Origin of the sequence: Pseudomonas sp. PB103 (genome assembly GCF_009764635.1) — a bacterium.
Classification (GTDB): domain Bacteria; phylum Pseudomonadota; class Gammaproteobacteria; order Pseudomonadales; family Pseudomonadaceae; genus Aquipseudomonas.
In genome coordinates this window covers 1-12,908 of record NZ_RWIL01000133.1, presented here as the reverse complement: position 1 = coordinate 12,908, position 12,908 = coordinate 1, and the positions used below count along the sequence as shown (strand labels likewise).

Genomic DNA, 12,908 nt, shown 5'->3' with positions numbered 1-12,908 from the left:
GATCTTTTGATCCTGATTTTCAAGATCAAAAGATCGCAGCGTGCCGCAGCGCCTACAGTTGTTTTCTGGTGTCAGCGGCGGTCCGCGACTACGCCGATGAGGACGAGGACGACCAGCAGCACTGGCGCCAGGCTGTAATTATTGAACTGGCTCAGGCCTTTGATCACCCACGGCGTGGCGTAGATCAGTGCCGCGCCGCTGCCGATCAGGCACAGCAGCGCCATCAATGGCACGCGCAAGGCGCCGGCGATGCTGCCCAGGCGTTGCTCGACCCAGCCTTTGAAATCGGCGCCGAACAGCACCAGCAAGCAGCCGACCAGCGCCAGGGCGATTTCCGAGAGGTTGCTGCGGCTCCAGCGGGAGACGGTGGCGAGCAGGTCGAGTATCAAATCCATGCGTTTTCCCTTGGGACAGAAGTTGAGGGTTGAGCTCAGTTCAGAAATTGTTGCAGCAAATCGTTGAGGAACAGTTGTCCGCGCTCAGTGGCCGCCAGACGTGACGGTTCGACCTGCAACAGACCGCTTTGTTCTGCCGCTGCCCGGCCTTCGGCGAGGCTTTCCAGCGACAGCCCGGTACGCTCCGGGTACAGGCGCGATTCCACACCCGCAGTCAGGCGCAACGCGTTCATCAAAAAGTCGAACGGCAGCTCATCATTGGTCAGCGATTTCTCGCCAGCCTGAAAATTTTTCGCCGGATTCAGATAGTCCTTTGGCAGCCGTGTCTTCCACGTCCGCACGATGCGCCCGTCCGGATGGCTCAACTTGCCATGCGCACCCGCGCCAATACCGATGAAGTCGCCAAAACTCCAGTAATTGAGGTTATGCCGCGCCGGACGTCCGGCCTGTGCATAAGCCGAGACTTCGTATTGCGCGTAACCATGCTCGGCCAGCAGCGCCTGCCCGGCTTCTTGAATGTCCCACAGCGTGTCGTCTTCCGGCAGCACCGGCGGCTGATTCCAGAACACCGTGTTCGGCTCCAGCGTCAGTTGATACCAGGAGATGTGCGTCGGATTCAGCTCGATAGCCTGGCGCAGATCGCTCAAGGCATCGTCCAGCGACTGATCGGGCAAACCGTGCATCAAGTCGAGGTTGAAGTTATCGAACCCGGCCTGCCGCGCCATCCCCGCCGCGCGCACTGCTTCGTCACCGTTGTGAATGCGGCCGAGCGCCTTGAGCTTTTCCTGCTGGAAGCTCTGGATACCGATCGACAGACGATTGATCCCCAACTTGCGGTAGGCGACAAACTTCTCTTGCTCGAACGTGCCCGGATTGGCTTCCAGGGTGATTTCGATGTCGTCGGCAAACGGAATGCGCTGCTCGACGCCTTCAAGCAAACGCCCAAGCGCTTCAGCGCTGAACAGGCTCGGCGTACCACCACCGAAGAAGATCGACGTCAGCTCACGGCCATAAACCGCGTGCAGATCCTGATCGAGATCAGCCAGCAAGGCGTCGACGTATTCCTGCTCAGGCAACACCGGGCTGGCGGTGTGCGAGTTGAAATCGCAATACGGGCATTTGCGCACACACCACGGAATGTGGATGTACAGCGACAAGGGCGGCAGCGTGGGCAGCGGCGCCCGAGGCGAAGAAGCGGCGCCGCCGACGATTAGTGACGACGCGGAGGAATCACGGGTCATTTCAAGCCCAGACGCTGGCGCAGCAGATCCATTGCACGGGCGCGGTGGCTGATCTGGTTCTTGTCGGCCGGGCTCAGTTCGGCGCTGGACACATCACGCTCCGGCACCCAGAACAGCGGGTCATAACCGAAACCGTGCTCGCCACTGGCAGCGGTCAGAATGCGCCCGTGCCACAGGCCTTCGCAGAGGATCGGCAACGGATCGTCAGCGTGGCGCACCAGCGCCAGCACGCACACGAACTGCGCACCGCGTTCGGCTTCCGGCACATCTTTCAAGGCGTCGAGCAGTTTGGCGTTGTTCGCCGCGTCGCCCTTGCCGTCGGCATAACGCGCCGAATAGATGCCCGGCGCACCGCCAAGAAAATCCACCGCCAGACCGGAATCGTCGGCCAGCGCCGGCAGCCCGGAAATGCGTGCGGCGTTGCGCGCCTTGAGGATCGCGTTCTCGACGAACGACAGACCGGTTTCTTCCGGCTCGACCTTGCTCCACTCGCCAATCGAGCGCAGTTGCACCGATTCGCCGAGCATGGCCTGAAGTTCTTTGAGTTTGCCGGCGTTATGGCTGGCCAGTACGAGCTGCTTGATGTTCATCATTCGCCGGGAAAGAGTTCTTGGTTGAAATTGATGGTGTTGATCTTGTCGCCGTTCTGCACCTTGATTTCAAAGGTGCGGGTTTCCTGCTGTTCCACCGGGTACTGGGCGATGTAGTAGATCGCGCCCTGTTCGGTGACCTGGCGGAAGTTCAGCGGCACGCTCTGGCTGGTCAGGTCCTTGACCGTGCCGGTGACGTTGGCGACCAGTGGTTTGCCGTCCTTGATCACCGAGACATTGATCACGCCCTGATTCTTGCTGCGGATCAGCTCCGCTGCCTTGGCGATGTCCGGTTGCAGGAACGTCGAGTTGAAAGTGTTGTAGTGCACCGTCACGTCGCCAAAGGTTTCCTTGCGCTCACCTTTGATGACATCCGCTGCCAGTGCGCTGGCACTCAGGCAGGCGGTCAATAACAACAACGCTAAACGACCCATGATCGTCTCCTCGAAATGACGGGATTCAGACCGCAACTTTGTGGTCTGCAAGCTGCGGGCTGCTGACGCGGTAGATACCGATCTCACCTAACAGATTAGGCCATAGCTTACTGGCCCACCCGTGGCGGTGCTGTTGATCCACGGCAAGCCGATCAATGACCTTCGCATCACGTTCGCGACACAGTTCTTCAAAGTCTTCGAAGGTGCAGAAGTGAATGTTCGGCGTGTTGTACCAGGTGTACGGCAGAAACTCGGAAACCGGCATGCGCCCCTTGCTCGCCAGGTACCAGCGGCAGCGCCAGTGACCGAAGTTCGGGAAGGTAATGATGCATTGGCGACCGACCCGCAGCATTTCGTCGAGGATCTTGTCCGGGTAATGCACGGCTTGCAGGGCCTGGGTCATGACGACGATGTCAAAACTGTTGCTGGCGAAGTTGCCCAGCCCCTTGTCCAGATCCTGCTCGATGACATTGACGCCTTTGGCAACGCATTGGGCGATGTTGTCGGCGTCGTTTTCCAGGCCATAACCGGTGACGTTCTTGTTGTCGCGCAGCCAGGTCAGCAGCTCGCCGTCACCGCAACCGAGGTCGAGGACGCGGCTGCCGGCGGGGATCCATTCCTGGATGATTTCCAGATCAGCTCTCATGGCTTTCTCACAACGTGATGCGGTTCATGTAATTGCCGAACGCCTGCAAGTAGCGCGGGATCGGAATCAGGAAGGCGTCGTGGCCCTGCGGTGCGTCGATTTCCAGATAGCTGACGTCCTTGCGCGCCGCCATCAGCGCATCCACCAGTTCACGCGAACGCGCTGGGGAGAAACGCCAGTCGGTGGTGAACGACATCACGCAGAACTTGGCCGTGGCGTTGGCGAAGGTTTTCGCCAGGTCATCGTCGAAGTTCGCCGCCGGGTCAAAGTAGTCCAGCGCCTTGGTCATCAACAGGTAGGTGTTGGCGTCGAAGCGTCCGGAGAACTCTTCGCCCTGATAACGCAGGTAACTTTCGACCTGGAACTCGACACTGTGGAAGTCGTAGTTAAGCTTCTCGCTCTTCAGGCCACGGCCGAATTTCTCGCCCATCGAATCGTCGGACAGGTACGTGATGTGCCCGACCATACGCGCCAGCATCAAGCCGCGCTTGGGGATCACGCCCGCTTCCTGGAACGAACCGCCATGGAATTCCGGGTCAGTGAGGATCGCCTGACGCGCGACTTCGTTGAAGGCGATGTTCTGCGCGGACAGCTTCGGTGCCGATGCGATGGCCAGGCAGTGACGTACGCGATCCGGATAAGTGATGGTCCATTGCAGCGCCTGCATGCCGCCGAGGCTGCCGCCGATCACCGCCGCCCACTGGCCGATGCCGAGCAGGTCAGCGAGGTGTGCCTGGCTGTGTACCCAGTCTTCCACGGTGAGCACCGGGAAGTCGGCACCGAACGGTTTGCCGGTCTCCGGATTGATGCTGCTCGGGCCGGTGGAGCCGTTGCAGCCGCCGAGATTATTCAGGCTGACCACGAAGAACTTGTTGGTGTCGATCGGTTTGCCGGGGCCGATGCAGCTGTCCCACCAACCGGGCTTGCGGTCGTCAACGCTGTGGTAGCCAGCGGCGTGATGATGGCCGGACAAGGCGTGGCAAATCAGCACGGCGTTGCTCGCTTGCGCGTTCAGCGTGCCGTAGGTTTCGTAGATCAGGTCATAGGCGGCCAGCGACCGGCCACAGGCCAAGGCCAGCGGTTCGCTGAAGTGCGCGGTTTGCGGCGTCACCAGACCAACAGAATCGGGGGGAAAGGCAGTTGGCATCGACCCTGCTCTCGTTGAAATGAGGCGTAAGTCTAAAGACCGGGGGGGTTAGCGGCAAGCAACGATCGGGCCTCATTCATTCATTGAACGCGCCCCCTGTGGCGAGGGGATTTATCCCCGATCGGCTGCGCAGCAGTCGCAAAACCTGCTGACGCGGACTGGCTGGAAGAAAGCAAGGGGCGGCTTCGCCACCCATCGGGGATAAATCCCCTCACCACAAGTGCTGCACTGCTCGATCAGGGACGCACCAGGTCAGGCAAATCCGGCAATTTTTTTGGCGAGCAGATTTTCACCCGCTTCTGCCGGTTCAACTCACCGCTGAGCAAACTGACCTGACTCTTCGAAACCCCAAACGCCTTGGCCAGAAAGCCCATCAGATACGCATTGGCCTTGCCCTCGACCGGCGGTGCGGTCAGGCGGATCTTCAGGCGATCGCCGTGCAGCCCGGCGAAGTCATCGCTGCGGGCTGCCGGTTGCAGGTGACACTCGAGGATCAAGTCGTCACCGTCCCATCGAAACCAGCTCACATCAGCAGACGGAGGATTTCCGGCATCATCGTCATCGCCGCCAGATTGTTGATCACCAGCATGTCGATCAGCTTCAGCGCAAGGAAGGCAAAGATCGGCGACAGATCCAGACCGCCGAGATTCGGCAGGATTTTGCGGAACGGCGCCAGCGCCGGCTCGCAGATCTGATTGACCAGCTCAGCGCCCGGATTGTGGCTGCCCGGTGCGACCCACGAGAGAATCACGCTGATGATCAGGGCGAAGAAAAAGATCTTCAGGAACAGCGCGGTCACGCCGATCAGCGACCAGATAAACAGTTGCAGCGGATTACCGGTGGTGCCGTAAGTCAGCAGCAGGGTCAGCGCCATCAGCGCCAGTTGCACCAGAATCGCCAGCACCAGCGACGACATGTCCAGGCCGAACAGGCTCGGAATGATCCGGCGCAGTGGCTTGAGCAATGGCTGGGTCGCTTTGACAATGAATTGGCACAGCGGGTTGTAGAAGTTCGCGCGTACCAGTTGCAGCACGAAGCGCAGCAGCACGATCAGCAGGTACAGACTGCCGAGGGTTTGCAGCACGTAAACCGCTGCAGTGTTCAATCCAATCATGTAAGGCTCCTTATTTGCCCAGTTGTTCGGCCATTTCGGCCGAGCGGTGCGCGGCGGCGCCGAGTGCAGTTTCGACCAGGGCTTCGAAGCCATTGGCCTGGAATGATTTGATCGCCGCTTCAGTGGTGCCATTTGGCGAGGTCACGCGGCGACGCAGTTCGGCAGCATCGACATCACTGGAGACGGCCATGTGTGCCGCGCCCAACGCCGTTTGCAAGGTCAGTTGTTCGGCGATTTCCTTGGGCAGACCGAGTTTGACGCCGGCAGCGGTCATCGCTTCGATCAGCAGGAAGAAGTACGCCGGGCCGGAGCCGGACACTGCCGTCACCGCATCCAGTTGCTGTTCTTCGTTCAGCCACAGCGCGATGCCGACGGCGGACAGCAGCTCTTCGGCTTGCTGACGCTGCTCGGCGGTGACTTCGCTGGTCGCGTACAAACCACTGACGCCCTGACGCAGCAGCGCCGGGGTGTTCGGCATGCAGCGCACGATCGGCTGCTCGCCGAGCCACGCGGTCATGCTCGCGCAAGTGATGCCGGCGGCAATCGACACCACCAGTTGATTGGGTTTCAGACTCGGGCGAAGCGCTTCGCACACGGTTTTCATGGCTTGTGGCTTGACCGCCAGCACGATCACGTCGACGCCGTCGATGGCCTGAGCATTGTCGGCAAAGGTTTCGATGCCGTGTTCAGCGCTGACCCTGGCGCGGGTTTCTTCGCCCGGATCGCTGGCACGGATGTGGGCAGCTTCCAGACCTTTGGCGCGCAGGCCGCCGATCAAACTGGCGGCCATGTTGCCGGCACCGATAAAGGCAATACGTGTGTTGCTCATGTGTGGTCCTTATCTGGAAACGTTCAAGATTGGGAATAGTCGCGCGCGCCAAACAAGGCCGTACCGATACGCACCCAGGTGGCGCCTTGGGCAATCGCCGACTCAAGATCGTGGCTCATGCCCATGGACAGTGTGTCGAGCGGCAAATCGAGGCTGGCCTGCAATTTCTGCACGGCGGCGAAGGCCGCGTCTTGCTCGGCGCGGTCGTCGGTCGGCTCGGGAATTGCCATCAAGCCGCGCAGTTTCAAACGCGGCAAAGTGCTGATCGCAGCGGCCAGCGCCGGCAGATCGTCAGGCGTGCAGCCGGATTTACTGACCTCACCGCTGACGTTGACCTGAATGCAGATGTTCAGCGGCGGCAGCTCGGCCGGGCGCTGTTCGGACAGACGTTGAGCGATTTTCAGGCGATCCACGGAATGCACCCAGTCGAAATGCTCGGCAATCGCGCGAGTCTTGTTCGATTGAATGGGGCCGATGAAGTGCCAGATCAAGGGCAGGTCGGCCAGTTCGAGCTGTTTGCTCAGGGCTTCCTGCAGGTAGTTCTCGCCAAAGTCGCGCAGCCCGGCGGCATACGCTTCGCGCAGGGCCTCGGCGGGTTTGGTTTTGCTCACGGCGAGCAACTGGACGCTGTTTTCAGGACGGTGTGCGGCTTGGGTCGCGGTCTGGATGCGCGAACCAACGTGGGAAATGTTGTCTGCTATCGTGGACATCAAGAGGCGCCGGCGGTCTGAAGGTTCGCGGCATTCTACTGGAAACGAGGATCGCTATGGATATCACTGAACTGCTGGCCTTCAGCGCCAAACAAGGCGCTTCCGACCTGCACCTGTCGGCCGGTCTGCCGCCGATGATCCGCGTCGACGGCGATGTACGGCGGATCAATCTGCCGCCGCTGGATCACAAGCAAGTGCACGAGTTGATCTACGACATCATGAACGACACCCAGCGGGTCGACTTCGAGAAACATCTGGAAACCGACTTTTCCTTCGAAGTCCCCGGTGTCGCGCGCTTTCGGGTCAACGCCTTCAACCACAACCGTGGCGCCGGCGCGGTGTTCCGTACCATTCCGTCGAAAGTGCTGAGCATGGACGACCTCGCCATGGGTGATGTTTTCCGCAAAATCACCGACGCGCCGCGCGGGCTGGTGCTGGTCACCGGGCCGACCGGTTCGGGCAAATCGACCACGCTGGCGGCGATGATCGATTACCTCAACAACCATCGTCATCACCACATCCTGACCATCGAAGACCCGATCGAATTCGTTCACGAATCGCGCAAATGCCTGATCAATCAGCGTGAAGTTCACCGCGATACCCGCAGTTTCGCCACCGCACTGCGCTCGGCACTGCGCGAAGACCCGGACGTGATTCTCGTCGGTGAAATGCGCGATCTGGAAACCATTCGCCTGGCGCTGACCGCCGCCGAAACCGGACATCTGGTGTTCGGCACCCTGCACACCACGTCGGCGGCGAAAACCATCGACCGGGTGGTCGACGTGTTTCCCGGCGACGAAAAATCGATGGTGCGCTCGATGCTCTCGGAATCGCTGCTGGCGGTAGTCTCGCAGACGCTGATCAAGAAGATTGGCGGCGGCCGGATTGCGGCGCACGAGATCATGCTCGGCACGTCGGCAATCCGTAATCTGATCCGCGAGGACAAGGTGGCGCAGATGTATTCGGCGATTCAGACCGGAGGATCGCTGGGCATGCAGACCCTCGACATGTGCCTGAAAGATTTGGTGAGCAAAGGCTTGATCAGCCGTGAGCATGCCCGGGAGAAAGCGCGGACGCCGGATAATTTCTGATTGCTGTTGATGAGCCTTCTCTGGGGAGGCTCATTCCTTCGTTCACACATTCCTGACCAATCAACTGCGGCACTGGCTGACAAACCTCCTTACAATCCCCTCCTTTGTTAGCTGCCTAAGCAAGGATTCTGCATGCAAGCCGCCAACCCGCGTCGCGGGTACATCCTGGGCCTTACCGCCTACATCATCTGGGGCCTGTTCCCGATCTACTTCAAAGCCATTGCCGAAGTCCCGGCGGTCGAGATCATCATCCATCGGGTGCTGTGGTCGGCGCTGTTCGGCGCATTGCTGCTGATGGTGTGGAAACACCCGGGCTGGCTGCGCGAGTTGCTCGACAATCCCAAGCGTCTGGCGATTCTGGCCTTGAGCGGCACGCTGATCGCGGCCAACTGGCTGACGTACGTGTGGTCGGTGAACAACGGACGCATGCTGGAGGCGAGCCTCGGTTACTACATCAACCCGCTGGTCAACGTGTTGCTGGGGATGCTGATTCTCGGCGAACGTCTGCGGCGGATGCAGTGGCTTGCGGTTGGGCTGGCGGCGGTGGGTGTAGCGCAGCAGGTCTGGCAGGTCGGCAGTCTGCCGTGGGTGTCGCTGGTGCTGGCGCTGACCTTCGGTTTCTACGGACTGATCCGCAAACAGGCACCGGTCAAGGCGTTGCCGGGCCTGGTGGTGGAAACCTGGATGCTGGTGCCGATTGCCATCGCCTGGCTGCTGTTCAATCAGACCGCGACCAGCGCGCAACCCGAGTTCTGGACGACGTCGCAAGCCTGGTGGCTGGTCGCCGCCGGCCCGGTAACGCTGGTGCCGCTGGTGTGTTTCAACGCGGCGGCGCGGCATCTGCCCTACACCACGCTGGGCTTCCTGCAATACCTGGCGCCGACGCTGGTACTGCTGCAAGCGGTGTTGCTGTTCGGTGAGCACTTGTCGTCCAGCACGCTGGTCGCGTTCATCTTTATCTGGGCTGGCTTGGCGGTGTACAGCGTCGACGCGTGGATAAGTTTGCGCCGGCGCAGCTGATCAAAAAATACACAAACCTCCGCAGGCCACGGTTCTCGAGGCCTGCAACGTTCCTTCCCAAGGTTATCCACAGCGTGATCCCCGCCGTTTGTGCGCAACTCACTGAATTCTGGCGGTTTTTTGATCAACTCCAGCAAAGCCACGGCGGGCGTGGCGTTGCGCGCAGTCTCTACAGGTTATCCACAGGCAGGTGCACGTTAAAACTGGATAACCTGCTCAGCGCTAAACGTCTGTGCGTAACACCAATTCGACCATCAGATCATCGGCCAGGGTTTCCAGGCGCGATTGCAACACGTCGAGCGATAAAGTCAGCGGCACGGCGAGAATCGCTTCGGCGTGGAACAGCGGTTCACTGCTCATCGGTGCGGGGCGCACTTCGGTCACCAGCCGTTCGAGGTTTACACCTTGCTCGCTGAGCAAGCGTGTGATGTCGCGGACGATCCCCGGGCGGTCGTTACCGACCAATTCCATGGCAATCGGTTTCCAGGTGCAGGATTGTTCGATTCCGCTTTCGGCAATCAATACGCGAATGCCATGAGTCGACAGCGCTTGTAGGGAATCGACTAATTCGTCGTAAGCCTCTGCCGGCACGCCCACCCGCAGAATCCCGGCAAACTGCCCGGCCATCCGCGACATGCGACTTTCCAGCCAGTTACCGCCGTGCTCGGCAATGCATTGGGCAATACGCTCGACCTGCCCGGGCTTGTCCGGGGCGAAAACGGTGAGTACGAGATGGTCCATGGCGCCGCCCTCTTGTCATGACTGTTGTTATAGAAGGGGGAGTATAGGCAAGGGCGTTGATTCAGCCCGACCCGGTGTTGGTATGTGGAAATCACCTGCAGATGATGAACTGTGGCGAGGGGATTTATCCCCGATGGGTGGCGAAGCCGCCCCCTGCTTTCCCCAGCCAGACCGAGCTGGCAGGTTTTGCGACTGCTGCGCAGCCGGTCGGGGATGAATCCCCTCGCCACAAATCCACTCGCCATCAAGGCGCGTACACCAAAATGTGCGCCATAGCAGCCAAATAGTATTTATGTGTACAACTTTTGATATTTAGCTGGAACAATCCAATGGTTTTTTGAGAACATCCCGTTCCGCGATGTGACCGCAATGCGACATGAGGTCGCAGAACGACGTAATTAGTCTGATTTTCACAAGCGCAACTCATCATGTAGTATGCCGCAGCGCGCACTACATAACGCTGGATCAATGTCTGCCCAAGGCATGTTCGCAACCCTGAAAGCCCCGTCAGCAAGGCCCCAAGCCTTTGATTGGTCCCAGCCCAGCCGCCAGCAATGGCATGTACTGGTCGGCAGGTTTGTGGTTTAAATGGCCAGAGGCTTCATTGTCAAAATTGAAGAGCTGAAAAGCGAAATAGCTGAGCAGAGTGAGGCAAGCAATGACTGAACACGTTCAAGTCGGTGGCCTGCAGGTCGCCAAAGTCCTGTTCGACTTCGTGAACAACGAAGCCATTCCCGGTACCGGCCTCACCGCCGAAAAATTCTGGGAAGGTGCCGACAAGGTCATTCATGACCTGGCGCCGAAGAACAAAGCCCTACTCGCCAAACGCGATGACTTCCAGGCACGCATTGACGCCTGGCATCAGGAACGCAACGGTCAGGCGCACGACGCCGTAGCCTACAAAGCGTTCCTGCAAGAAATCGGTTATCTGCTGCCAGAAGCGGCTGATTTCCAGGCAACGACACAAAACGTCGATGATGAAATCGCCCGTACCGCCGGCCCGCAACTCGTTGTGCCGGTGATGAACGCCCGCTTCGCTCTCAATGCTTCGAACGCCCGCTGGGGTTCGCTGTACGACGCCCTCTACGGCACCGACGCGATCAGCGAAGACGGTGGCGCGGAAAAAGGCAAAGGCTACAACAAGGTGCGTGGCGACAAAGTCATCGCCTTCGCCCGTGCGTTCCTCGACGAAGCTGCGCCATTGGCTGCTGGCTCCCACGTCGATTCGACCGGCTACAAGATCGCTGACGGCAAACTGCTGGTCACCCTCAAGGATGGCAGCAACGCTGGCCTGCGCGACAATGCGCAACTGATCGGTTTCCAGGGCGACGCCAACGCGCCAATCGCCATTCTGCTGAAACACAACGGTCTGCATTTCGAAATCCAGGTCGACGCCACCACCCCGGTTGGCCAGACCGACCCCGCCGGCGTCAAAGACATCCTGATGGAAGCGGCCCTGACCACCATCATGGACTGCGAAGACTCCGTAGCCGCCGTCGATGCTGACGACAAAGTGGTGATCTACCGCAACTGGCTCGGCCTGATGAAGGGCGACCTGTCGGAATCCGTGTCCAAGGGCGGCCAGACCTTCACCCGCACCATGAACCCGGACCGTACCTACACCGCGCCGAATGGCGGTGAAGTGACGCTGCACGGTCGTTCGCTGTTGTTCGTGCGTAACGTTGGCCATCTGATGACCATCGACGCGATCCTCGACAAAGACGGTAACGAAGTGCCGGAAGGCATTCTCGACGGTCTGGTCACTTGCCTCGCGGCGATGCACAACCTCAATGGCAACACCTCGCGGCGCAACACTCGCACCGGTTCGGTCTACATCGTTAAACCGAAGATGCACGGCCCGGAAGAAGCGGCGTTCACCAACGAGTTGTTCGGGCGCATCGAAGACGTGCTCGGTCTGAAACGCAACACGCTGAAAGTCGGGATCATGGACGAGGAGCGCCGCACCACGGTCAACCTCAAGGCCTGCATCAAAGCGGCCAGCGAGCGCGTGGTGTTCATCAACACCGGTTTCCTCGACCGCACCGGCGACGAAATCCACACCTCCATGGAAGCCGGCCCGGTTGTGCGCAAGGCCGACATGAAGGCTGAGAAGTGGATCGGCGCCTACGAGAACTGGAACGTCGATATCGGTCTGAGCACCGGCCTGCAAGGTCGCGCGCAAATCGGTAAAGGCATGTGGGCGATGCCGGACCTGATGGCGGCGATGCTTGAGCAGAAAATCGCGCACCCACTGGCTGGCGCCAACACCGCCTGGGTTCCATCGCCGACCGCTGCGGCACTGCACGCGCTGCATTACCACAAGGTCGATGTGTTTGCCCGTCAGGCCGAACTGGCCAAACGTGCTCGCGCGTCGGTCGACGACATCCTGACCATCCCGCTGGCGGTCAACCCGAACTGGACGCCAGAGCAGATCAAGAACGAACTGGACAACAATTCCCAGGGCATTCTTGGTTACGTGGTGCGCTGGATCGACCAGGGTGTCGGTTGCTCGAAAGTGCCGGACATCAATGACGTCGGCCTGATGGAAGACCGTGCCACGCTGCGTATCTCCAGCCAGCACATCGCCAACTGGCTGCGCCACGGCGTGGTGACCGAAGCGCAAGTGATGGAAAGCCTCAAGCGCATGGCGCCAGTGGTTGACCGTCAAAACGCCAATGACCCGCTGTACCGTCCGCTGGCCCCGAACTTCGACAGCAACATCGCTTTCCAGGCGGCGGTCGAACTGGTGGTTGAAGGCACCAAGCAGCCGAACGGTTACACCGAGCCGGTTCTGCACCGTCGTCGTCGCGAGTTCAAGGCCGCTAACGGCCTGTAAATTTGCGTAGATGTGAAAAAGCCCTGATCGAGAGATCAGGGCTTTTTCTTTGGGAAGCACAATCAAAAGATCGCAGCCTTCGGCAGCTCCTACATGAGATCACCTGTAGGAGCT

At 59.9% G+C, this 12,908-nt stretch carries 14 protein-coding genes; 3 read left to right on the top strand and 11 right to left on the bottom strand.

Translation table 11 applies throughout. The features are described 5' to 3' along the window. Nucleotides 1–71 precede the first annotated feature (71 nt). The 10 genes from EJA70_RS24570 to EJA70_RS24525 all read right to left on the bottom strand — a co-directional run bounded on the left by EJA70_RS24570 (nt 72) and on the right by EJA70_RS24525 (nt 7,106). Nucleotides 72–395 carry a DUF3392 domain-containing protein gene (locus tag EJA70_RS24570; RefSeq protein ID WP_008083808.1) on the bottom strand — a complete coding sequence of 108 codons (324 nt, stop codon included), beginning with the start codon at nt 393–395 and terminating at the stop codon, nt 72–74. A gap of 35 nt (nt 396–430) precedes the next feature. Continuing rightward, on the bottom strand, nt 431–1,636 hold the full coding sequence (hemW, locus tag EJA70_RS24565) for a radical SAM family heme chaperone HemW (protein WP_158834168.1): 1,206 nt from the start codon (nt 1,634–1,636) through the stop codon (nt 431–433). Beyond that, the gene (gene rdgB / locus EJA70_RS24560; RefSeq protein ID WP_008083802.1) at nt 1,633–2,229 is read right to left on the bottom strand and encodes an RdgB/HAM1 family non-canonical purine NTP pyrophosphatase; all 597 of its coding nucleotides are present in this window, start codon (nt 2,227–2,229) and stop codon (nt 1,633–1,635) included. The genes hemW and rdgB overlap by 4 nt, the downstream gene beginning before the upstream one ends. Beyond that, nucleotides 2,226–2,660: a DUF4426 domain-containing protein gene (locus EJA70_RS24555; protein WP_008083800.1), complete on the bottom strand. Its 435-nt coding sequence runs from the start codon at nt 2,658–2,660 to the stop codon at nt 2,226–2,228. The genes rdgB and EJA70_RS24555 overlap by 4 nt, the downstream gene beginning before the upstream one ends. Nucleotides 2,661–2,685: 25 nt before the next feature. Then, on the bottom strand, nt 2,686–3,306 hold the full coding sequence (gene metW / locus EJA70_RS24550) for a methionine biosynthesis protein MetW (protein WP_007913638.1): 621 nt from the start codon (nt 3,304–3,306) through the stop codon (nt 2,686–2,688). 7 nt (nt 3,307–3,313) lie between these two features. Further along, complete coding sequence (locus tag EJA70_RS24545; RefSeq protein WP_008083796.1) at nt 3,314–4,453, bottom strand: homoserine O-acetyltransferase; 1,140 nt, start codon at nt 4,451–4,453, stop codon at nt 3,314–3,316. 236 nt (nt 4,454–4,689) lie between these two features. Beyond that, complete coding sequence (locus EJA70_RS24540; RefSeq protein ID WP_064589645.1) at nt 4,690–4,980, bottom strand: DUF167 domain-containing protein; 291 nt, start codon at nt 4,978–4,980, stop codon at nt 4,690–4,692. Beyond that, nucleotides 4,977–5,567, bottom strand: coding sequence for a YggT family protein (locus EJA70_RS24535; protein WP_095049462.1), 591 nt, complete (start codon nt 5,565–5,567; stop codon nt 4,977–4,979). The genes EJA70_RS24540 and EJA70_RS24535 overlap by 4 nt, the downstream gene beginning before the upstream one ends. Before the next feature lie 10 nt (nt 5,568–5,577). Next, on the bottom strand, nt 5,578–6,396 hold the full coding sequence (gene proC, locus EJA70_RS24530) for a pyrroline-5-carboxylate reductase (protein ID WP_008083786.1): 819 nt from the start codon (nt 6,394–6,396) through the stop codon (nt 5,578–5,580). A 23-nt stretch (nt 6,397–6,419) separates the two neighbouring features. After that, nucleotides 6,420–7,106 (bottom strand): YggS family pyridoxal phosphate-dependent enzyme, encoded by a 687-nt coding sequence (locus EJA70_RS24525; RefSeq protein ID WP_158834166.1) that lies wholly within the window; start codon nt 7,104–7,106, stop codon nt 6,420–6,422. Nucleotides 7,107–7,162: 56 nt separating this feature from the next. Between EJA70_RS24525 and EJA70_RS24520 the strand changes: the two genes are divergently transcribed. Both EJA70_RS24520 and rarD read left to right on the top strand, forming a co-directional pair. Next, nucleotides 7,163–8,197, top strand: a complete 1,035-nt coding sequence (locus tag EJA70_RS24520) for a type IV pilus twitching motility protein PilT (protein WP_158834164.1) — start codon at nt 7,163–7,165, stop codon at nt 8,195–8,197. 132 nt (nt 8,198–8,329) lie between these two features. Further along, complete coding sequence (gene rarD / locus EJA70_RS24515) at nt 8,330–9,217, top strand: EamA family transporter RarD (protein ID WP_008083783.1); 888 nt, start codon at nt 8,330–8,332, stop codon at nt 9,215–9,217. 222 nt (nt 9,218–9,439) lie between these two features. Here rarD and EJA70_RS24510 read toward each other — a convergent pair whose 3' ends face one another. Next, a complete protein-coding gene (locus EJA70_RS24510) occupies nt 9,440–9,958 on the bottom strand; it encodes a glycine cleavage system protein R (RefSeq protein ID WP_007910018.1) in 519 nt (172 codons plus the stop codon). A 658-nt stretch (nt 9,959–10,616) separates the two neighbouring features. Between EJA70_RS24510 and EJA70_RS24505 the strand changes: the two genes are divergently transcribed. Further along, nucleotides 10,617–12,794, top strand: coding sequence for a malate synthase G (locus tag EJA70_RS24505; protein ID WP_158834162.1), 2,178 nt, complete (start codon nt 10,617–10,619; stop codon nt 12,792–12,794). Nucleotides 12,795–12,908: the final 114 nt, after the last annotated feature.